The organism is Rhodococcus sp. 14C212 (assembly GCF_011058195.1).
GTDB classification, from domain to species: Bacteria; Actinomycetota; Actinomycetes; order Mycobacteriales; family Mycobacteriaceae; genus Rhodococcus; species Rhodococcus aetherivorans.
Map to the genome: position 1 here is coordinate 1 of NZ_JAALEH010000022.1, position 21152 is coordinate 21152.

The window sequence follows — 21152 nt, forward strand, 5'->3', positions numbered from 1 at the left end:
TGTCTACGGTCACCGCGGGCATGGCGGGCTCCTTCGGCATGTAGTTGACTATGCAACTACTCTAACCGACCGGCCGGGGAATTTGTTCCTGCGGTGCGACGGGCGCGAGCCGGCCGGTCCGGAAACGACGAAGCCCCCTGCCCGAGGGGAGGGAGGGCAGGGGGCCCGCGCCGGGCGCGTGACGCCCGGCGCCACGTCCCACCTACGGGGGGAGGGAGGAGGGACGCGGTGTCGGTTGCGGCCCATGTTCTCCGTCGGCCGCCTGAAGCCCAGGATACATACCCGCGGGGGTATGGTCCATTGCTTCGGTGCGCGAAGCACCGGCCGCAGAGCGTAGTTCCTCGCACGGACCTGCGCCGGGATTTCGTCGATCCCGGGCGGCGCGATGAGTTTCCCGCTGCCGGGTGGTCTACCTGCTCGACACCCTCATACGAGGTACCGTCCGCCCGCTCACACGCAAGGAGTTGAAGATGTCCCGCATGCTCTTCGCCAACCTGCCCGTCAAGGATGTCGCCGCCACCCGCACGTTCTTCGACGCTCTCGGCTTCACCTTCAACGAGATGTTCTGCGACGCCAACACCGCCTGCCTCGAAATCAACGAACAGACCTACGTGATGCTCCTCGAGGAGCCGCGCTTCCGCGACTTCATCACCGGCGACATCTGCGACACCGCCGCGGCCCGCGAGGTGCTCATGAGCGTGTCCGCCGACAGCCGCGACGAGGTCGACCGGCTCGTCGACGCCGCGCTCGCCGCCGGGGGCAGCGACTGGATCACCGCCGGGTCGGAGGAGATGAAGACCGACTTCATGTACGGCCGGGCCTTCCGCGACCTCGACGGTCACGTCTGGGAGGTCATGTGGATGGACGTCGAGGCAGCGGCCGCCGCGATGGGACCCCAGTCCGAGACGTCCGTGCAGACGTAGCGGCCGGCGTCAGGGGTGCTCGGGCAACCCGAACAGGGCGAACAGCTCGGTGTCGAAGAACACCGTCACATGCACGACCCGGTCGCCCACGACATCGAGCACCTGCAGCTGAAACGGATGGTGCTGCCCGTCCTCGCCTCTCATGTAGAGGCCGAGGGCGGGCTGCCCGTTCGCCACCGTGGGCAGCAGAACCTGGTCACCCGGCCCGCTCGCCGGGCAGTGCGTCCGGATGAGGGTTCCGATCGCCTCGGCGCCGCGGTACCAGCCCTCGAACGGCGGCATCTCCCACACCGCCTCCTGGGTGAGCATCTCGACGATCGAATCGATGTCGTACTTCTCGAACCCCTCGACCCAGCGCCGCACCAGGGCCTGCGCCTCCGGGCTTTCCGGCTCGACCAGATTCTCCTTCGTCACCTGCGCCTGCTGCAGCTGCGCACGCGCCCGTTGGAGCAGGCTGTTCACCGCGGCCGTCGAGGTGTCCAGCGCGGTGGCCACCTCCGTCGCCCGCCACTGCAGCACGTCCCGCAGCAGCAGCACCGCCCGCTGCCGCGCCGACAGATGCTGCAGCGCCGCGACGAACGCCAGACGGATGGACTCGCGCGAGGTCACGATCGCCGCCGGGTCCGTCGGGTCGTCCGGCCGGCCGTCGTCGCCGAAGGATCCGCCGGGGATCGGCTCGAGCCACGGCACTTCCCCGCGTTCGACGAGATCGTCCACCGGATCCGAACTCGGCGCCCCCAGCCCGGTCGGCAGCGGCCGGCGTGACCGGCCCTCCAGCGCGGTCAGGCACACGTTGGTCGCGATGCGGTGCAGCCACGTCCGCAGCGACGAGCGGCCGCCGAAGTTGGCGTAGCCGCGCCAGGCGCGCAGGTACGTCTCCTGCACGAGGTCCTCCGCGTCGTGGATCGAGCCGCTCATCCGGTAACAGTGCGCCAGCAGCTCACGCCGGTACGGACCGGCAAGCGTCAGAAAGTCGTCCTGCGAATCGAGAACCTGCTCCGTCATGGTGTGCCCCCGCCTGCCCGTCGGTCCGAAGTGCAGTTACGAGCGTGAGCGTAGCCCCGGGGGCCGACAGGAAACAGGGCCTCGAACTATCTGTGCACTCCGGGTACCGTCCAGTAACTGCCTCCGGCCGACAGCCCCGCCGGCAGGCAGCAAGGACGAGGGGGACGCGTGCCCGACATCGCGCCACGACCGACAGGTCCGTACGCCGGGGGACCGCCCGCGTCGGCCCTGCACGTCGACATGCCCCCGCTCGAGCGTTTCGGTCTGCGCGAAGCCGGCCGCACGGTCGTCGTCGCCGTGGTGCTCGTCGTCAGCGTGCTGCTGAAACTGCTGGCCTGGCCGCTGCGACCCGACGGGCGCGGCCCGGCCGACGCCGCCGCCGAGGGCACCGTCGACGCATTCGAGATCCTCGGCCCCACATTCGTCAAGCTCGGCCAGCTCATGGCCTCGTCGTCCGGTGTGTTCCCCAAGCCGCTGGCCGACGCGTGCCTGCGCTGCCTGGACGACGTCGCGCCCGTCTCCGCGGACCAGGCCCGCGCCGTGATCGAGGAAGACCTCGGGCATCCCGTCGGCGAACTGTTCGCCCGGTTCGACGACCTCCCGCTGGCCGCCGCGTCCGTCGGCCAGGTGCACGCGTGTGTCCTGCACGACGGGCGTGAGGCGGTCGTGAAGGTGCAGCGGCCCGGCATCGCTCACCGCATGCTCATCGACCTGCGTGCGGCCTACCTGGGCGCGCGCCTGCTGCAGGCCTTCGAGTTCTTCCGCATCGCGAACGCCACCGCCATCATCCGCGACCTGCACTCGTCCACGATGACCGAACTCAACAGCGCGGTCGAGGCGGACCGGCAGAGCCGGTTCCGGGAGTGCATCGGTGCGTTCGGGGACAACACGGCCGTCACCACGCCGCAGGTGTACTGGGACTACTGCGGGCCGCGCGTGATCTGCATGGAACGCCTTCGCGGTGTGCCCATGGACCGCGTGCCCGCCGGCGCCGGCATCGACACCCGCCTGCTCATCCGTCGCGGGGTGAAGGTATGGATCGAATCGGTGGTCCTGCACGGGCCGTTCCACGGCGACGTGCACGCCGGGAACCTGTGGCTGCTCGACGACGGCCGCCTCGCCTTCCTGGACTTCGGCATCGTCGGCGAACTGCCCGAGCACTGGCGCACCATCCTGCGCGACCTGTTCCGCGCGACCGCCATCGACGGGGACTTCGCCCGCGTGGCACAGGGCATCCGCGCACTCGGCTACACCAGCGGACTCGATGCCGACGACGCCGAGATCGGCCGGCAGGTGGCGCAGGCCCTCGCGCCGATCCTCGGGCGCGACCTCGGACAGCTGCGACTCAGCGAACTCATCGTCGCGCTGATCCGGCTCGGCAAGCAGTGGGGGATCGCCAGCCCCGAGGAACTGGTGCTGTTCGGCAAGCAGCTCGGCTACTTCGAGCGCTACGCCACCGCCCTCGCCCCCGGCTGGGTCATCGGCCAGGACCTGTACCTGCTGCGCAACGTCTTCCCCGAGGAGGTGGCGCGCCGCGCCGCCGAGCTGGGACTCGAGCTACCCGCGTAGCGCGGGCGCGCGGGACGAGCGAATGTATCGTTCAGCTCCTTACGTCGACAGCATGGTCCATTCGCTCGGTTCGAGCCGGGGACGTCCGTCGGCTGCGGAGTGCGCGGGGCGCGTCAGCCCACGTGCGTGACGGGTATCGAAGCCCCGGTGACGGCGGCGCCGTCGTCGGAGAGCAGGAACCGGATCACGCGCGCGATCTCGACGGGCTGCGACCACGAGCGCCGGTCCGCGTCGGGCATCGCCGCCCGGTTCGCGGGCGTGTCGATGACGACGGGCAGCAGCGCGTTGACCCGGACGCCGTCGGCGGCGTACTCGACGGCCAGGGTCTCGGCCAGTGCGGTCACGGCGGCTTTCGACGCGACGTAGGCGGCACCCCCGGCGAACGGCCGCTTCGTCGCCGCGGTGGACATGCAGACCACCGACCCACCGCCGCCCGCGAGCAGGTGCGGCAGCGCCGCGTGGGTCACGGCGTAGGCGGTGCGCACGTTCAGATCCAGCTGGGCGTCGAGGACCTCGATCGGAGTCTCGTGTACCCGCGGCCCCGAGGTGAACCCGCCCACCAGATTCACCACGCCGAACAGCGGCGCGGATTCCTCGGCCGCCGCGAGCGAGACGGCCTGCCGCAGCTGCGCCTCGTCGGACAGGTCCGCCTCCACGAGATGCAGACCCGGATGGTCCGCGAGCCGGCCGAGTTCGGTACGAGCCACCCAGGGGACCACGACCCGCCAGCCGGTCTCGAGCAGATGCGTCGTGACGGCGGCACCGAGCCCGCCGGTCCCGCCGGTGACGAGCGCGGTCCGGATCGCGGTCATGGGAATCCTCTCGGCCGAGCGGACGGATGCCCGTCCACGATAGGCGTCGGACGTACCCGCGCATCGCGATACCGAGCCACACCGATGGGCGAATCCGGCCCGCCGACGGAGAGGTGGTCCTACGCGGAGCGCGACGCCGCGTACGCGCCCTGCCACACCGTGTCGAACGGCGTGTGCGCCCCGACCCGGCCCTCGATGCCGGCGGTGACGAAGTCCTTCGCCAGCGCGACGGCGGCGGGCACGTCGGCGCCCTTGGCGAGTTCGGCGGTCACGGCCGCGGCGAGCGTGCAGCCGGCGCCGGAGACCCGTTCCCGGCCGACCTTCGGCGCGGAGAACACGGTGATCTCCGCGCCGTCGAAGAGCACGTCGACGGCGTCGTCGCCCGCCAGCTCCACGCCGCCCTTGGCGAGGACGTACCGCGGGCCGAGGGCGTGGATCCGGCGGGCGGCCTCGACGAGGTCGTCGACGGTGTCGACGCGGTCCATCCCCGCCAGGGTGCGGGCCTCGAACAGGTTGGGGGTGACCACCGTGGCCAGCGGCAGCACGGACTCGCGCAGCGCGTTGTCGGTGTCGAGCGCGGCGCCTGGTTCCTGACCCTTGCAGATCAGCACCGGGTCCAGGACGACGTGCCGCCACGACCGGCGACGCAGGCTCTCGGCGACCACCTCGATGGTCGCGGGGGTGCCGAGCATGCCGATCTTGACGACGTCGAGGTCGTGGGCCGCGGTGGCGGCCTCGATCTGGTCCGCGATGACCTGGGGCGCGATCGGGACGAAGCGGTGCGACCAGTCGTTCCGGGGGTCGAACGAGACGATGCAGGTGGTGGTGCCGACGCCGTAGACGCCGAGCTCCTGGAATGTCTTCAGATCCACCTGCAACCCTGCGCCGCCGGTGGCTTCGGACCCGGCGATGACATAGGCGAGGTCGACCACGATGTACTCCAATCCGATGGGGGACAGACTCGTGCCGGGCCCGGAAGGCACCGGCATGTCGGGGGAGACCGCGGCTGCCCGCGACGAGGTCGCCGGGTTCGCACGATCGGTCCCGGCACCAGGCTAGCGCGCCCGGCCGTGCGTCCCGGCCGGACGACCCGTGCCGATGACCGGCGTCACAGGGGGCCGGGCGCGTGTCGGTGCGGTGCGGCACCATGGGAATCGACCGGTCGAGGCACGACGACAGAAGGTGGGCGGCATGTGCGGGCGGTATGCGAGCACGGTCACCGATCAGGAACTGCGCTCCCTGTTCGACGTGGTGGAGACGGTGGGCGAGCCGCTGCCTCCGTCGTACAACGTCGCGCCGACGCAGACGGTGCGGGTGGTGCTCGAGCGCGCCCCGAAGGACGACCCCGGCGCGGAGGCGGTGCGTCAGCTCCGGTCCGCGCGGTGGGGGCTGGTGCCGTCGTGGGCCAAGGACCCGAAGATCGGTAACCGACTGATCAACGCCCGTTGCGAGACGATCACCGAGAAGCCGTCGTTCAAGGCAGCGGCCGCGCGGCGGCGGTGCATCCTGCCGGCCGACGGGTACTTCGAGTGGCAGAAGCGTGAGGACGGCACCAAGGTCCCGTACTTCCTGCACGGCGACGGCGTGCTCGGAATGGCCGGCCTGTACGAGCTGTGGCCGGATCCGAACCTGCCGGACGACGATCCCGACAAGTGGCTGTGGTCCGTCACCGTGCTGACGACGGAGGCCACCGACGCCGCCGGACAGATCCACGAGCGGTGTCCGCTGGTGCTGCCGCCGTCGTTCCACGACGTGTGGCTCGATCCGGCCCTCACCGACCGCGACGACGTCGACGCGCTGATCGCCTCCGTCCCCGAACCCCACCTGCAGCCCTACGAGGTCGGCACTGCGGTCAACAACCCTCGCAACAACCGCCCGGAACTGCTCGAGCCGGTGTGACGAAGGTTGCCCCACCGGCGCTCGGGTGGCCGTGCCCGTCCGGTCCGGGCAGGATGGGCACGATGCGCACTCCTCGAATGGCCTATCGACGTGCCGGTTCCAGCGAGCCACTGCTTCTCCTGCACGGCATCGGCGCCACCCGCGACGACTTCGCCGAACTCGTTCCGCGCCTTGCCGAGCACTTCGACGTCCTGGCCGTGGACCTCCCAGGCCACGGCTCGTCACCGACGCTGCCGACCCGGCCCACCGTCGAGTCCCTCGGCGCTGCCGTCGTCGCGGACCTCGACGCCCACGGTCTGGATCGGGTGCACGTGCTGGGCAACTCCCTCGGCGGCCGGCTGGCTCTGGACCTCGCGAAACGGGGCCGTGCACGTTCGGTGGTGGCGTTGTCCCCGTCCGGTCTCGGATTGCCGCCCGAGCGGGTGTTCCAGGGACTGCTCATGGCCGGCGCGCGGATCGGCAACAAGGCACGCAGCCCGCTGATCGAGCGGATGTCGCACAGCACCGTGGGACGTGCGGCGCTCACCGCCGGTCTGCGGGCCCTGCCGTGGCGCGCCTCGCGAGCCGAATCACTTTCCGTGAAGGGAGGATTCGCGGAATCCGAGGGATACTGGTCGATGCTGTGGAACGCCGTGCTGACGGACGTGCCGACGGGTCTCGACCGGATCGCGTGCCCCGTCACCCTCGCGGAGGGTGTACTCGACGTCGTCGCGTCCGCGCAGACGGTGCGGTACGTCCCGCTGATTCCCGGCGCGCGGTTCGTGCCGCTGCCGTGGGCCGGGCATGCGCCGCAGTCGGATGCCCCCGAGGCCATCGTCGACCTGGTCCGGCGGGCCGCGGCGGCGGCATGATTCCGGCGCGTGGGTGCCGGCTCCGCTTCCGATCGTGGCTCAGCCGATCCGGACGCCGTCCGTGACGACCCAGATTCCGTCGGCGCCCTCCCGGGCGGGCCGGCGCAGCTGCAGCACCACGATGCTGCCGTCCGCCCGGTTGGTCACCTCGACGGTGTGCGGGTCGGCCGCGCGCGCGTCGGTGTCGCTCCATCCGAATCGGGCCGCCACGAACGCCTGCGCGACGAGGGACGGATCCAGCCGCCACGGCTGGCGCCCCTCGTCGACCGCACGCTGAAGCGCTTCGGCCTCCCCCGGGGTGAGATTCTCACCGGGAAAGGACGATCCGGGCGGTGGCGTCGTGTCCTCGCTCGTCGGGGCCGGCGGCGTCTCCGGCGACGGGACGTGGGACGGCTCTCGACCGTCGTCGTCGGGGCCGGTGCCGCCGTGGGCACTGACGCGCCCGTAGCCGGTTGTGCGCCCGGCGTGGTGTCGCCGTCGCCGCACGACGCGGCGAATCCGACCGAAATCACCGCTGCGGCAACGATTGTCGATATTCTCATCCGCACGGAATCCTCCTCGCGATCCGGTCACCGTGGCCGGGTGAACCGGAACTCCCACGGCTGCTGCCCCTTGCCGGTCTGCACCCAGTGATCGTCCTCGATGTGCCGGAGCACTTCGGCGAGGCTCCGGTTCATCTCGGGCGCCCACGCCTCCTGCGGCGGGATGCCTCCCCACGTCCGCGGGACCGGGAAGGTAGGACCGGCATAGCGGCGTTCCCCGTCCACCCGGCCGACGAACCGCTTGTAGGCGTTGCCGTACTGCGAACTCAGCGTCGCAAGCAGGGAGGCCCACCACGACGTGCCGCCCGCGTCCTCCAGCTCCACGATCAACGTCTCGGTGCTTCCGGCTTCCGGGCCTCGAGTCATGTCACCCCCCGAAACGATCGGCCGCGGTCGTCCTCACTGACGGCAGGACTCGACCTCAGTGGTCGTGCCCCGGGCATAGCCGGTATCCGGGGCAGGCAAACCCGTCCGCGTTTCGCGGCCCCACGGCTCGGGTACCTCGCAGCCATGAGTATCGAAGACGGTGCCGGCGACACGCTCAGCCCGAGCGAGGGCCTCGACGCCGACGAAGTCCGCAACGACGACGGCGACGAGGTCGTCGACCCGCCGGAGGGCTGGAGCGGGGCCGACCGATTCGGCACCACGCAGCGGGAGGAACAGGAAGGCGAGTCGCTGGACCAGCGCCTCGCCGAGGAGGAACCCGACGTGGCGCCCGCGGAGCCACTGGAGCGGCCGGTCGCGGCCATGCCGGACGACGAGCTGACCGAGGACATCGTCGACGACGGAGGCGACACTGCCGTCGTCGACGGCGGAGGCGACACCGCCGTCGACGGCGGGCGTAAGCACGCAGAGGTGGTCGAGGGCGTCATCGTCGAGGACTCGCGGGTCGATCGGGGTCAGATCGACGGCAGCCCCGAGGACGGCGAGTCCCTCTTCCCGGTGGTCGAGTGAGATGGACGCCGCCGGTGACCGCGGGTGCCGACACGGAGGTGGTCCTGCCGTGGTAGAGGTGTCCGGAAGAGCGATCGATGCAATGATCATTTGTCATGAGTGACAACTCGGGAGTTGCAGGCAGGGGCGGGCTCACCGTCGGCTCGCGGGTGGTGGTGCGCCGTGGCGACGACAAGAGCCGACTGCCCGGCGTGGTGGTCGAGGACTATGCGAGCGAAGCCGCCCGGGCAGGCGAGCAGCTGGGACGGGACTGGGCGCCGGTGCGCCGGTGGGCCGTCGCGCTGGACGACGGCCGGCTCGTCTTCGCCGACGACGACGAGGTCGAGGCCGAGCCGAAGAAGTCCTGACCGCTGTCCGTACGTCCCGGACCGTCGCGACACGCAACCCGCCGGCGTGCCGGCCTCGGACGAACCGTCCGCAGCGAGAAGCGCGGTTGGCCCATGCCTGGATCTGCTAGGTTGATACCTAGCAGATCTAGGTATAGGAGTCCTATGTACCTCGACAAGGACCTGGTGGCGGCCTCGGCGACCCCGCTCGTGCTCGGAATCCTCGCCGACGGCGACTCCTACGGGTACGCCATCCTCAAACGAGTCAAGGACCTGTCCGGTGGACGGATCCAGTGGACCGACGGAATGCTGTATCCCCTGCTGCACCGTCTGGAACGGTCCGGATACGTGTCGGCGTCGTGGGGAAGTTCCGAGAGTGGGCGCCGGCGCAAGCACTATGCGATCACCGACGCGGGCCGGAGCGTGCTCGCGGAACGGCGCAGTCAGTGGGACGTGGTGGCGGACGCGCTGGGCCAGGTCTGGCGCTGCGCCGAGGTGCCCGCGACCCCCGCCGAAGGATGGTCGTGATGGACACCGACGCCGCGTTGGAGTCGCAGATCGGTCAGTGGCGCGGCTACGTCGAGCGTCGTCACGCGATATCCGCCGCCGACGCCGACGAGATGGAAGACCACCTGCGTGACCAGATCTCGGATCTGTCCGCCGCCGGGTTGGGGGCCGACGAGGCCTTCCTGGTCGCGGTCAAACGCATGGGCAGCGTGGACGACATCTCCCGAGAGTTCGCGCGCGAGCATTCCGATCGGCTGTGGAAGCAGCTCGTGTTGATGCCTGCCGCGCCGGACGACGCCGGTACCCGGCCCACGCGTGAGCTGTTCGTCGTGCTCGCGCTCGCCGTCGGCGGAGCGGTCGCGCTGAAGTCCGGTCTGGCGACACTGGACGAGGACGTCGTCGCGCGCAACCTGAGCCTTCTCGTGCTTCCGTTCCTCGCCGGGTACTTCGCCTGGAAGCGCCGCGTGACGCCCCGCGGCGCCGCGGGGCTGCTGGTGCCGTTCGCCCTGGTGGCGGTCGTGGCGAACGTGTTCCCGTTCGTCCCGAACGGCTCGACCGAGGTGATCGTCGCGATCCATGTTCCGATCGCGTTGTGGTTCGTTGTCGGCCTCGCATATGTGGGAGGCGAGTGGCGGTCCGACCGGCGGTGGATGGACTTCGTCCGATTCACCGGTGAGTGGGTTGTCTACCTCACCCTGCTCGCCCTCGGCGGCGGGGTCCTCGTGGGCCTGACGATCGGCGCGTTCGACGCGCTCGGCACGGATGCCGAGTGGGTCGTCGAGGACTGGGTGCTGCCGTTCGGCGCGGCGGGTGCGGTCGTCGTCGCCGCCTGGCTCGTGGAGGCGAAGCAGAACGTGGTGGAGAACATCGCGCCCGTCCTCACCCGCGTGTTCACACCCCTCACGATCCTCATGTTGCTGGTGCTGCTCGCGGCGTTCGCGACGACCGGGAGCGTCGTCGACGTCGACCGAAACCTGTTGATCCTGATGGATCTCATCCTCGTCGTGGTCCTGGGACTGCTGCTGTATGCGGTCTCCGCCCGCGAGCCTCACCTGCCGCCCGACCTGTTCGACTGTCTCCAGCTCGTCCTGGTGGTCCTTGCTCTCACGGTCGACCTGCTCATGCTGGCAGCCATGCTGACCCGCATCGCGGAGTTCGGCTTCACCCCCAACAAGGTGGCAGCACTCGGGATGAACCTGGTTCTACTGGTCAATCTGGCCTGGTCGGCCCGGCTCGTCCTCGGGTTCGTCCGGGGCCGCCGCGGGTTCGGCTCCATCGAACGCTGGCAGACCCGCTACCTGCCCGTCTTCGGCATCTGGGCGGCGCTGGTCGTCTGCTTCCTCCCGCCGATGTTCGACTTCGCGTGACCGTCGGTCACCGAATACCGGCCGTCGATCCGTCCACGCCTTTACAACCGGACCGCGAGGCAGTAATTTGAACGATCGTTCGACCTAATCTGCTGCCTGCCGCCGATCGCCGGCCGAAAGGACCTCCGCATGAGCGCACCCGAGGACGTCGTACTCTCCCGCCGGGAAGGCCACGTCACGACGTGGACGATCAACCTGCCCGAGGCGCGCAATCCGATCTCCGGCGACGACGTCGTCGAGCGGCTGGTGCAGCTGGTGGAGGAGGCGAACGCGGACTACGAGACCCGCGTGGTGATCCTCACCGGCGCCGGCAGCGCCTTCTCGGCCGGCGGCAACGTCAAGGACATGGCCGACCGCACGGGGATGTTCGGTGGTGCCCCGCATCAGCTGCGTGAGGGCTACCGTCGCGGAATCCAGCGGCTGCCCAAGGCGATCTACCACTGCGAGGTGCCGATCATCGCCGCCGTCAACGGCCCCGCGGTCGGCGCCGGCTGCGACCTGGCCATGATGTGCGACATGCGGATCGCTTCGAGCACCGCATTCTTCGCCGAGAGCTTCGTCAAGCTCGGCATCATCCCCGGCGACGGCGGCGCATGGCTGCTGCCCCGCGCCATCGGTGCGGCGCGGGCCGCGGAGATGGCCTTCACCGGCGACCGGGTCGACGCGGCGACCGCGCTGGACTGGGGCATGGTCTCCCGCGTCGTCGAACCCGATCAGCTGCTGGCCGCCGCGAACGAACTCGCCGCCCGGGTCGCGGGGAATCCGCCGCACGCGCTGCGCATGACCAAGAAGCTGATGCGCGAGGGGCAGCGCCAGGATCTCGACAGCATCCTCGAGCTCTCCGCCGCGTTCCAGGCCCTCTCGCACCACACCGCCGACCACGGCGAGGCACTCTCGGCGTTCCTCGAACGCCGCACCGGGAACTTCACCGGCAACTGACCGCCGCGGCCTCCGAGTCGCCGCACGCAACGAAGGAGAGACGGCCGTGGAACGGACGATCTTCACTCAGGAGCACGACGAATTCCGTTCCATGCTGCGGGATTTCATCGACCGCGAGGTCCTGCCGCATCAGGCGGAGTGGGATGCGCTGGGCCGGCCCCCGCGCGAGTTCTTCCACCGTCTCGGTGAGCTCGGCGTCCTCGGCATCCAGGTGCCCGAGGAGTTCGGCGGCGGGGGCGAATCGAGCTTCAAGTACAACGCCATCGTGTTCGAGGAGGTGGCCCGGGCCGGCGTCTCGTTCGGCTCCTACACCGTGCACTCCTGCCTGATCCTGCCGTACCTGCTCGAATACGGCACCGACGAGCAGCGGAAGCGCTGGTTGCCGGACTTCGCGTCCGGCCGGATGATGACCGCCATCGCGATGACCGAGCCCGGCACCGGCTCGGACCTGGCCAACATCGCCACCACCGCCAAGCTGTCCGCCGACGGCTCGCACTACGTCGTCAACGGCGCGAAGACGTTCATCACCGGCGGTGTCACCGCCGACCTGGTCCTCACCGTCTGCCGGACGGCGCCGTTCGACCCGGAGGACCGCCGTGCCGGCCTGTCGATCCTCTGCGTGCCCACCGATGCCGAGGGGTTCTCCGTCGGTCGCAAGCTGGACAAGATCGGGCTGCACCAGCAGGACACCGCCGAGCTGTCGTACCAGGACGTGCGGGTCCCGGTGGAGAACCTCCTCGGCGAGGAGGGCAAGGCCTTCGGCTACCTCGCCCACAATCTCCCCCAGGAACGCCTGAGCATCGCGCTCAACCAGGTCGGCCAGGCCGCGGCCGCGATCGAGCATGCCGTCGCATACACCAAGGACCGCAAGGTGTTCGGCAAGCCGGTGGCCTCCTTCCAGAACACCAAGTTCGTTCTCGCGGAATGCTCCGCCGAGGTGCAGGCGGCACGGGTCTTCGCCGACCACTGCCTCGAGCTGCTCGACCGGGGCGAGCTGTCGGTGGCCGACGCCGCCCGTGCCAAGCTGTACTGCACCGAGGTCGCCGGCCGCGTGATCGACAAGTGCCTGCAGTTGCACGGGGGCTACGGCTACATCACCGAATACCCGATCGCCCGTCTCTACGCCGACACCCGCGTCAGCCGGATCTACGGCGGCACCAGCGAAGTCATGAAGACGATCATCGCCAAGGACCTCGGCCTCTAGGCGTCCCGGCGCGGACCGGCAGAAGGAGCACGAATGTATCCAGGACGCTATGCCTCGATCACCCCGGACAAGCCGGCGGCGATCGAGGCGGCCACGGGGCGCGAGATCAGCTACCGCGAGCTCGAGGACCGTTCGGTGCAGTTCGCGCACTGGCTCCGCGCGCACGGACTCGGCGCGGGCGACCACCTCGCCGTGCTGTCGGTCAACGACATCACGGTCTTCGAACTGTATTGGGCCGCAGTGCGTTCCGGCATGTACGTGACGTTCGTGAACACGCATCTCGCCCCGTCCGAGGTCGCCTACATCGTCGACGACTGTGACGCCGCGGCCCTCGTGGTGTCCGCGCCCCTCGCGGACCTCGCGGTCGCCGTGGCCGGCGACACGCCGAAGGTGCGGCACCGCCTGGCGTTCGGCGGCAATGTGCCCGGCCACCTCGGATACGAGACCGAGATCGCCGCGATGAGCACCACCCCGCCGGTCGACCAGCCCGGCGGGACGGACATGCTCTACTCGTCGGGCACGACCGGCCGGCCGAAGGGGATCAAGCCCGCGCTCAGCGGCGCGCAGGTCGGTGAGCAGGCGGCCTCCAACGCGGTCGGACTGCTGCAGAGCTTCGGCTTCGACGACGACTGCGTGTACTACGCGCCCGCCCCGATCTACCATGCCGCGCCGCTGCGGTTCGGTGCCGCGGCGCAGGCGCTCGGTGGCACGGCGATCGTCGCGGGCAGGTTCGACGCCGAGACCTGCCTGGCGCACCTCGAGCGCTACCGTGTGACCCACAGTCAGTGGGTGCCCACGCATTTCGTCCGGTTGCTGCAGCTGCCCGAGCAGATCCGCGGCCGCTACGACCTGTCCGCGATGCGGGCGGCCATCCACTCGGCCGCCCCGTGCCCGGTCGAGGTCAAGCAGGCGATGATCGACTGGTGGGGCGAGGTGATCTACGAGTACTACTCGTCCACCGAATCGGTCGGCAGCACCATCGTCTCGCCGCAGGAGTGGCTCCGCAAGCCCGGCACCGTCGGCCGCACCGGACACGGCCGTGCCAGCCTCGCCCACATCTGTGCCGAGGACGGAACGGAGTTGCCGCACGGACAGATCGGGTTGATCTACTTCGAACGTCCCGGCTACACCTTCGAGTACCACAACGATCCGGAGAAGACGGCCGAGTCGCGCAACCCGCTCCATCCCACCTGGGCGACGACCGGGGACATCGGCTATCTCGACGAGGACGACTACCTCTTCCTCACCGACCGGGCGAAGTTCACCATCATCTCCGGCGGGGTGAACATCTACCCGCAGGAGATCGAGAACGCACTCGCCCTGCACCCCAAGGTGTTCGACGTCGCGGTGATCGGTGTGCCGGACGCCGAGATGGGCGAGTCGGTCAAGGCCGTGGTGCAGCCCGCGCCCGGTGTCGCCGGCGACGACGCGCTGGCCGCGGAGCTGATCGCCTACTGCCGCGACCGCATCGCCGGGTACAAGTGCCCGCGCAGCGTCGACTTCGTCGATGCGCTGCCCCGGACGCCCACCGGCAAGCTCGTCAAGGGGGCGCTGCGCCCCGCGACCGCCGGAGGCAACGGATGAGCGTTCGGCGGGGAACGTACGCACGACAGGGAGAAACAGTGGCGCCGTCGGAGCGGCAACGGGTGTTCATCGAGGCGGCACGTCGCGAGTTCGTCCGCAACGGATACGGTGCGTCCTCGATCCGGACGATCGCCCAGGAGGCGGGCGTCAGCCTGTCGGCGCTGTACTACCACTACAAGAACAAGCAGGACCTGCTGCTGGCCATCCTCATCGACGGCGTGAACGCCTTCGACGCGATGTGCGACGAGGAGCTGTCGCGCGTCGGTGACGACCCGGTGGAGCGGCTGCGGGCCCTGGTGATCGCCCTGGTCCGGTTCCGGACCACCTGCCAGGAGCAGAGCCTGATGATCGGCACCGAGGTCCGCAATCTGGAACCGGACAACGCGGCCGTCTACGAGCAGCGGCGACGTTCCGGAAACGAGTTGCTGGGCAGCATCATCGAGGACGGGATGCGATCCGGAGCGTTCACCACCCCCTACCCGGAGGACTGTCGCCGCTCGATCCTGGCGATGACGACCTCGATCGCGAACTGGTACGACCCGGACGGTCCGGACACCCCCGCCGACATCGCGGGCCGGTACGGCGATCTGGCCCTGCTGCTGCTGCAGCCGCGACCCTGACCCACTCACGGAAGAAGACGACCATGCGTACATCACTGGTGCCGTCCGCCGGCGCCCCCGACCCGAGTCTCGCCGCGTTGCGGGCCGAGGTGCGCGCCTTTCTGCGCGAGCAGATCGAGGCGGGCGTGTTCGCCCCGGGCGTGGACACCTGGCTCGCCCGCTGGAACACCGACTTCACCAAGGCCCTGGCCGCCCGCGGCTGGGTCGGCATGACCATCCCCACCGAGTACGGCGGGCACGGCCGCACCTTCATGGAGCGTTTCGTCGTCACCGAGGAACTCCTCGCGGTCGGCGCGCCCGTCGCCGCCCAGTGGGTGGCGGACCGGCAGGCCGCGCCCTCGCTGCTCAAGTACGGCACCGAGGAGCAGAAGCGACGGTTCCTGCCCGGCATCGCCCGCGGCGAGATCTGCTGGGCCATCGGCATGAGTGAGCCCGAGTCCGGATCCGACCTGGCGAGCGTGAAGACCAAGGCCGTGCAGGTCGACGGCGGTTGGCGCCTCACCGGCACCAAGCTGTGGACCTCCGGCGCCCACCACGCCGACGCCTTCTTCGGGCTGGCCCGCTCCGCCCCGCTCGACCCGGCGCACCGGCACGCCGGCCTGAGCCAGTTCATCGTCCTGCTCGACTCGCCCGGCGTGGAGATCCGGCCCGTGCTGTCGATGTCCGGGGAGCACCACTTCAACGAGGTCGTCCTCGACGACGTGTTCGTGCCCGACGACCTCGTGCTCGGCACCGTCGGCGACGGTTGGGCGCAGGTCACCTCCGAACTCGGCTACGAGCGCAGCGGCCCGGAACGCTTCATGTCCACCTTCGGGGTGCTCGCCGGCGCGGTGGACGAGGCCGCCGCCGGCCGCCTGCCGGCCGACCCCCGCATCGGCGCGTTCGTCGGCCGGATCTTCGGCCTGCACCACATGTCCCGCGGGGTGTCCGAGGCGCTGCAGCGGCACGAGAATGCGGAGGTCGCCGCCTCGGTGGTCAAGGTGCTCGGCACCCAGACCGAGGGCGACATCGCCGACCTCGCCGACGAACTGGCCGACGAGACCGACACCGCCGGTGATCGGTTCGCCGAGCTGGTGCGGGCGGGTGTCATGCAGCGTCCCGGATTCACCCTCCGAGGCGGCACGAGTGAGATTCTGCGCGGGGTCATCGCGCGGGGATTGGGGATGCGCTGATGAGCAACGCGACGAACGGCACGTCGACCGGTAACGACGTGGAGATGCGCGAATTCGCGCAGATGCTCGAACAGGTCTTCGGTGAGCGCCGCGGCGACGATCACCGCCTCACCGGGCCGCTGCGCCTCGACCGCGAACTGTGGTCCACCCTGGTCGAACTCGGTCTCGCCCGGCTCACCGGTCCGGAGGCGGACGGGGGCAGCGAGGCAGGATGGGCCGAGGCCGCATACCTGCTCGGCGCCGCGGGCGCCGGTGCCGCGGCGGTGCCGGTGGCCGAGAACGACCTCCTCGCGGGCTGGCTGCTGCAGCTGTCCGGCTGCGAGCGCGCGGTGACCGATCCGGCGGCGGCACGCACCGCCGCCGTGCTGGCCGCCGACGGCTCGGCCCGGCACGTGCCGTGGGCCCGCGACGTCGACGCCGTCGTCGTGCTGTGGGAGGCGGACGGCACGTGGCGGGTCGCCGACGTCGCCCGCGCCGACGTCGAGGTCACCGAGGCGGTCGACGTCGCGTCCGAGCCACGCGACCACATCCGTGTCGATGTCTCCGCGCTGTCCGGCGCCGAGGTGCCGGCAGGCACCGCGGAGGAGTTCCTGCGCCGGGGCGCGCTCGCCCGGGCGCTGGCGATGAGCGGCGCGATGGAGCGGGTGCTCGACCTGGTGGTCGGGCACACCACCGCCCGCGTCCAGTTCGGCCGTCCCCTCGCCAAGTTCCAGGCCGTGCAGCACCTGGTGTCGGACATCGCCGCCGAGGGCGCGCTCGCGCGCGCCGCCGCACAGGCCGCCGTGACGATCGCCGAGGATTCCGGATTCGGCAGCGACGAAGCGGGATTCGCGATCGCTGCCGCGAAGTCCTGCGCGGGGCACGCCGCGTCGGTGGTCGTGCGCAACGCCCACCAGAGTCTCGGCGCGATCGGCTTCACCATGGAGCACGAGCTGCACCGGCACGCGAACCGGTTGCTGTCGTGGCGCAGGGAGTTCGGCTCCGTGCGGTTCTGGGACGAGGTGCTCACCGCGGCGGCCGTCGATGCCGGCTCCCGGGGGCTCTGGCCGTTGATCGCCGACGGCCGACCGGAATAGGGCGCCCGCCGCCCGCTGGACAGGCACCACCGGCCCGGTATGAACTGTGGGGTGACGGGGCGTGTTGTCCCGGTCGAGTGAGAAGAGGCGCAAGTGCAGGACGAAGAGCAGTTCGTGCCCGGGCCGGTGAATCTGCGGGATCTCGGCGGACTGCCGCTGACCGACGGCGGTCGCACCGCGCCCGGCGTGCTGTACCGGGGCGACGCCTGCTACACCGGCGACGTGGTGCGCGGCGTCCTCTCCGACCGGCCGCCCACGACGGTGGTGGACCTGCGTTCCGACGCCGAACGCGGGCACCGCGCCTACACCTGGCCGGACGGCACGCACGTGCATCGCCTGTCGCTGCACGCGGACGCCGCGCCGGCCGGGCGCACCGGGCTCGGCCTCGCCGAACTCTACGGCCGGGTGTTCGACGTGGCCGCGCCGCTGTTCGCCGGCCTCGTGCCGGTCGTCGCGCGGGCCGCGGGTCCGGTCCTCGTGCACTGCACCGCCGGCAAGGACCGCACCGGTCTCGCCGTCGCCGTCCTGCTGCTCGCCGCGGGCGTGGAACCGCAGGCCGTCGTCGACGACTACGCGGCCACCGACACGAACATGCCCCTGCTCCTGCGTCGCTGGGAGGCCGTCGGGCTGCGCCTGGGCGGCTCGTCCCCGGACGGTGGCCGGGCAGTGCCGTCCGACCTGTTCCGCGCCCCGGCCGAGGCGATCTCCCCGATCGTCGAACGCCTCGTCGCGCATCCCGGAGGACCGGGGGCCTGGCTGATCGAACACGGGGCGGAGGAGGACGACGTGCGGCGATGGCGCTCACGGGCCCGAGGAGAAGACGTGACTGCAACGGCATACGGAGACAGGAAGGCACAGACGCGATGAGCGAGCACAGCGAGCCGAAAGCCGGGGGATCGGCGGGCCTGCCGCTGGACGGCATCACCGTCGTCAGCCTCGAGCAGGCGGTCGCCGCCCCCATCGCGACCCGCCACCTCGCCGATCTCGGTGCCCGCGTCATCAAGGTCGAACGCATCGGGGAGGGCGACTTCGCCCGCAACTACGACGCCGCCGTGCACGGGCTGGCATCGCATTTCGTGTGGCTCAACCGCGGCAAGGAGTCGATCTGCGTCGATCTCAAGGCCGCCGAGGGCGTGGCCGCGGTGCGCCGGCTCGTCGACGAGGCCGACGTGGTGATCCAGAACTTCGCGCCCGGCGCGGCGGCGCGGCTCGGGCTCGGCGCCGACGAGCTGCGGCGCGAGCGGCCCGAGCTGATCGTGGTGAACATGACCGGTTACGGCACCGAGGGCCCGCTGCGCGAGCGCAAGGCCTACGACATGCTGGTCCAGGCCGAGACCGGGCTGTGCTCGATCACCGGCACCCCGGAGACCGCCACCAAGACCGGTATCCCGACCTCCGACATCGCGGCCGGCATGTACGCGCTCACCTCGATCCAGGCGGCACTGTTCCGGCGCGAGCGCACCGGCGCGGGGGCGACGATCGACGTGTCGATGTTCGACGCGACCGTCGAGTGGCTCGGCCACCCGATGTACCTGCAGATGTACCAGGACACGCAGGTCCAGCGGATGGGTCTGAGCCACGCGTCGATCGCGCCCTACGACGCGTACCCGACCGTCGACGGGAAGATTCTCATCGGCGTGCAGAACGACCGCGGCTGGCGGGCGCTGGTCACCGAGGTGTTCGGCCGCCCGGATCTCGCCGAGCACCCGAAGTTCGCGACGAACATCCTGCGGGTGCAGCACCGCGCCGAGACCGACGCGGTCGTCGCCGAGAACACGCGCCGCTTCGAGACCGCCGAACTGGACAAGCGGCTCGCCGCGGCCGGTGTTCCGGCCGCCCGCCTGAACGACATGAAGCACCTGATCGAGCATCCACAGCTCGCCGACCGTGACCGCTGGCGGGAGGTCGGCACCGAGGCCGGAGTGGTGCGGGCGGTGCTGCCGCCCATGACGTTCTCCGATGTCGAGCTGCGCATGGGTGCGGTCCCGGCGCTGGGCCAGCACACCGACGCGGTGCTCGCCGAACTCGGCCTCACCGACGAGCAGGTCGCCGGGCTGCGTGCCGCCGGCATCGTGCAGTAGCCGGTAGCCGGCCCAGCGCAGTAATCGACCCGGCGCAGTACTCGAACCCGAAGGAGCCCGACGTGCCCCAGTTGCTGCAGCTCGATTCGTCCGCGAACCTGCAGACGTCCGTCACGCGCGAACTGACCCGCCTGTTCGCCGACACGTGGCGCCGCCGCGGACCCGGCCACACCGTGGTCGAGCGGGACCTGCACCGAGACCCGGTCCCGCATCTCGTGGACGCGGAACTGCACTACGCGGCGCGCCTGCGGGCACCCGGCGCCTCCGTCGACCCCGCGGCCGAGGCGGTGCAGACCCAGCTGATCGCCGAGGTGGCCGCAGCCGACGTCGTCGTGATCGGCGCCCCGATGTACAACTGGTCGCTGCCGTCGACGCTGAAGGCGTGGATCGACCACGTCCACGTGCTCGGCACCACCGTGCCGTTCGACACGCCGGACCAGCCGTTCGCGGGCATGCCCGTCGTGGTGATCTCGAGCCGCGGGCTGGCCTACGGGCCCGGCGACCCGGACGAGGGGCTCGACCACACCGTGCCGCCGCTGCAGCAGGTGCTCGGCACGTCGCTGGGCATGGATGTCACGGTCGTGACCGCCGAATACACTCTCGCGTCCCGTATTCCGGCGCTGGCGCCGATGACCGAGCGCTCCACGGCGAGCCTGGACGCGGCGCGCGAGCGGGTGCAGCGGCTCGCGCACGACCTCGGCGCCTGACCGGCGCGGCCGGTCCTCCTGTTGGTTCTCAGGCGAATTCGGCGGAAATGTCGCAGCCGATGATCTCGGTGGTGCCACCGTAGAGGGTCTGGATGCGGGTGTCGACGTAGGCGCGACCGATGGGGAACGCCATCATGTAGCCGTAGCCCCCGTGCACCTGCATGCACCGGTCGACGACGCGATTCTGCAGCTCGCTTGCCCCACCATGTGGCCACGGCGGCGACGACGGCGGTGAGCTCGCCCTCGGGCGGTCCATCGAGGAGTTCGCATCAGCCAGGCGACAGCAGGACGGACATGCCGCCTGCCGCGATCAAAACAATCACCGCCGAACGAAAGGCCTGCACGGGCAGACGAACCGCAAGGTGGGTGCTGACAACAGTCGTTAGCAGCGCCACGGGTAGCCAGAACACTACACCGATCAGGACCATTTTCATGTCCCCGATTTGATTCAGGACGACCAGGATTCCGGTGATGGCGCTCGAAGCAACAACGATGGCTGCCATGTCGGCCAGGGTTGATATGGCACTGCGGCCTTCTCGGGCGTACATGACGGCCGGAGGTACTCCATTCAGTGACCCGACGACTCCGAGCGCGCCGGCGATCGAACCTACTCCGAACGATGCAGTCGTACTGAACTTTCGGCCGGTTGGTCGTGAAGTCGCAAGCGCTACGGCGGCGACGAGCACGGCCACGCCCACCGCCTTCTTGAGGAGGCTCGCATCCACGGTGTTGAGGAGGAGTAGCCCTACGGCCATGCCGGGCAGGGTGCCCAGGATGACCACAGAGACGCGGAGGTAGTCGACCTGCCGTCTGAGTTGAATCGCGACCGGGAGACGAGTTGACATCCCGAAGGCCATGTTGAGGGCCACTACTGTGGGCAGCGGTAGTCCGATAAGGAGGAACAGCGGCGTGGACACCAGCGCGAAACCGAATCCGGTGATTCCCCCTATTCCTGCGGCTACCGTGACGATGACCGTTCCGAAGACGAGCTGTTCGATATCCATCTCAGCCTTC

General features: G+C 70.2%; 23 protein-coding genes and 1 pseudogene. 17 read left to right on the plus strand and 7 right to left on the minus strand.

Annotation, left to right across the window (positions count from 1 at the left end; genetic code table 11):
* Window positions 1-470: 470 nt before the first annotated feature.
* The gene (locus G6038_RS12275; RefSeq protein ID WP_165037999.1) at window positions 471-923 is read left to right on the plus strand and encodes a VOC family protein; all 453 of its coding nucleotides are present in this window, start codon (window positions 471-473) and stop codon (window positions 921-923) included.
* Between the two features lie 9 nt (window positions 924-932).
* On the opposite strand, the gene G6038_RS12280 is transcribed toward G6038_RS12275, so the two are convergent.
* A complete protein-coding gene (locus tag G6038_RS12280; protein WP_165038001.1) occupies window positions 933-1928 on the minus strand; it encodes a sigma-70 family RNA polymerase sigma factor in 996 nt (331 codons plus the stop codon).
* A 168-nt stretch (window positions 1929-2096) separates the two neighbouring features.
* Between G6038_RS12280 and G6038_RS12285 the strand changes: the two genes are divergently transcribed.
* Complete coding sequence (locus G6038_RS12285) at window positions 2097-3497, plus strand: AarF/UbiB family protein (RefSeq protein WP_165038003.1); 1401 nt, start codon at window positions 2097-2099, stop codon at window positions 3495-3497.
* 113 nt (window positions 3498-3610) lie between these two features.
* Here G6038_RS12285 and G6038_RS12290 read toward each other — a convergent pair whose 3' ends face one another.
* Complete coding sequence (locus tag G6038_RS12290; protein ID WP_165038005.1) at window positions 3611-4309, minus strand: SDR family oxidoreductase; 699 nt, start codon at window positions 4307-4309, stop codon at window positions 3611-3613.
* A 119-nt stretch (window positions 4310-4428) separates the two neighbouring features.
* Complete coding sequence (gene thiD, locus G6038_RS12295; protein WP_165038121.1) at window positions 4429-5241, minus strand: bifunctional hydroxymethylpyrimidine kinase/phosphomethylpyrimidine kinase; 813 nt, start codon at window positions 5239-5241, stop codon at window positions 4429-4431.
* A gap of 259 nt (window positions 5242-5500) precedes the next feature.
* Here thiD and G6038_RS12300 point away from each other — a divergent pair, with 259 nt between their 5' ends.
* Together G6038_RS12300 and G6038_RS12305 are read left to right on the plus strand one after the other, a co-directional pair.
* The gene (locus tag G6038_RS12300) at window positions 5501-6208 is read left to right on the plus strand and encodes an SOS response-associated peptidase (RefSeq protein ID WP_165038007.1); all 708 of its coding nucleotides are present in this window, start codon (window positions 5501-5503) and stop codon (window positions 6206-6208) included.
* A gap of 62 nt (window positions 6209-6270) precedes the next feature.
* Window positions 6271-7059, plus strand: a complete 789-nt coding sequence (locus tag G6038_RS12305) for an alpha/beta fold hydrolase (protein WP_240918451.1) — start codon at window positions 6271-6273, stop codon at window positions 7057-7059.
* Between the two features lie 39 nt (window positions 7060-7098).
* Here G6038_RS12305 and G6038_RS12310 read toward each other — a convergent pair whose 3' ends face one another.
* Both G6038_RS12310 and G6038_RS12315 read right to left on the minus strand, forming a co-directional pair.
* Complete coding sequence (locus G6038_RS12310) at window positions 7099-7545, minus strand: acyl transferase (protein WP_240918452.1); 447 nt, start codon at window positions 7543-7545, stop codon at window positions 7099-7101.
* A gap of 83 nt (window positions 7546-7628) precedes the next feature.
* Window positions 7629-7967: a hypothetical protein gene (locus G6038_RS12315; protein WP_165038009.1), complete on the minus strand. Its 339-nt coding sequence runs from the start codon at window positions 7965-7967 to the stop codon at window positions 7629-7631.
* A 144-nt stretch (window positions 7968-8111) separates the two neighbouring features.
* Between G6038_RS12315 and G6038_RS12320 the strand changes: the two genes are divergently transcribed.
* The 13 genes from G6038_RS12320 (at window position 8112) to G6038_RS12380 (ending at window position 20138) form a co-directional block, all read left to right on the plus strand.
* Complete coding sequence (locus tag G6038_RS12320; RefSeq protein WP_165038011.1) at window positions 8112-8555, plus strand: hypothetical protein; 444 nt, start codon at window positions 8112-8114, stop codon at window positions 8553-8555.
* 95 nt (window positions 8556-8650) lie between these two features.
* A complete protein-coding gene (locus G6038_RS12325; RefSeq protein WP_006947358.1) occupies window positions 8651-8902 on the plus strand; it encodes a hypothetical protein in 252 nt (83 codons plus the stop codon).
* Window positions 8903-9046: 144 nt separating this feature from the next.
* On the plus strand, window positions 9047-9409 hold the full coding sequence (locus G6038_RS12330) for a helix-turn-helix transcriptional regulator (protein ID WP_165038013.1): 363 nt from the start codon (window positions 9047-9049) through the stop codon (window positions 9407-9409).
* The gene (locus G6038_RS12335; protein ID WP_165038015.1) at window positions 9409-10755 is read left to right on the plus strand and encodes a permease prefix domain 1-containing protein; all 1347 of its coding nucleotides are present in this window, start codon (window positions 9409-9411) and stop codon (window positions 10753-10755) included. Before G6038_RS12330 ends, G6038_RS12335 begins: the two co-directional genes overlap by 1 nt.
* Before the next feature lie 129 nt (window positions 10756-10884).
* On the plus strand, window positions 10885-11694 hold the full coding sequence (locus G6038_RS12340) for a crotonase/enoyl-CoA hydratase family protein (RefSeq protein ID WP_165038017.1): 810 nt from the start codon (window positions 10885-10887) through the stop codon (window positions 11692-11694).
* A 46-nt stretch (window positions 11695-11740) separates the two neighbouring features.
* Entirely contained in the window at window positions 11741-12898 is a 1158-nt protein-coding gene (locus G6038_RS12345; RefSeq protein ID WP_165038019.1) for an acyl-CoA dehydrogenase family protein, read from the plus strand.
* A gap of 33 nt (window positions 12899-12931) precedes the next feature.
* Window positions 12932-14482 (plus strand): acyl-CoA synthetase, encoded by a 1551-nt coding sequence (locus tag G6038_RS12350; protein ID WP_165038021.1) that lies wholly within the window; start codon window positions 12932-12934, stop codon window positions 14480-14482.
* Window positions 14483-14520: 38 nt separating this feature from the next.
* Window positions 14521-15102, plus strand: coding sequence for a TetR/AcrR family transcriptional regulator (locus tag G6038_RS12355; RefSeq protein ID WP_346772807.1), 582 nt, complete (start codon window positions 14521-14523; stop codon window positions 15100-15102).
* Between the two features lie 23 nt (window positions 15103-15125).
* The gene (locus tag G6038_RS12360) at window positions 15126-16274 is read left to right on the plus strand and encodes an acyl-CoA dehydrogenase family protein (RefSeq protein WP_165038025.1); all 1149 of its coding nucleotides are present in this window, start codon (window positions 15126-15128) and stop codon (window positions 16272-16274) included.
* Window positions 16274-17350, plus strand: coding sequence for an acyl-CoA dehydrogenase (locus G6038_RS12365; protein ID WP_165038027.1), 1077 nt, complete (start codon window positions 16274-16276; stop codon window positions 17348-17350). The genes G6038_RS12360 and G6038_RS12365 overlap by 1 nt, the downstream gene beginning before the upstream one ends.
* 93 nt (window positions 17351-17443) lie before the next feature.
* Window positions 17444-18217 carry a tyrosine-protein phosphatase gene (locus G6038_RS12370; RefSeq protein ID WP_165038029.1) on the plus strand — a complete coding sequence of 258 codons (774 nt, stop codon included), beginning with the start codon at window positions 17444-17446 and terminating at the stop codon, window positions 18215-18217.
* Entirely contained in the window at window positions 18214-19431 is a 1218-nt protein-coding gene (locus G6038_RS12375) for a CaiB/BaiF CoA-transferase family protein (protein WP_165038031.1), read from the plus strand. Before G6038_RS12370 ends, G6038_RS12375 begins: the two co-directional genes overlap by 4 nt.
* Before the next feature lie 62 nt (window positions 19432-19493).
* Window positions 19494-20138 (plus strand): NAD(P)H-dependent oxidoreductase, encoded by a 645-nt coding sequence (locus tag G6038_RS12380; protein ID WP_165038033.1) that lies wholly within the window; start codon window positions 19494-19496, stop codon window positions 20136-20138.
* 28 nt (window positions 20139-20166) lie between these two features.
* Here G6038_RS12380 and G6038_RS12385 read toward each other — a convergent pair.
* A pseudogene (locus tag G6038_RS12385) lies at window positions 20167-20377 on the minus strand (acyl-CoA dehydrogenase family protein); the annotation flags it as partial.
* Window positions 20378-20407: 30 nt separating this feature from the next.
* Window positions 20408-21142 (minus strand): TSUP family transporter, encoded by a 735-nt coding sequence (locus G6038_RS12390; protein WP_165038035.1) that lies wholly within the window; start codon window positions 21140-21142, stop codon window positions 20408-20410.
* Window positions 21143-21152: the final 10 nt, after the last annotated feature.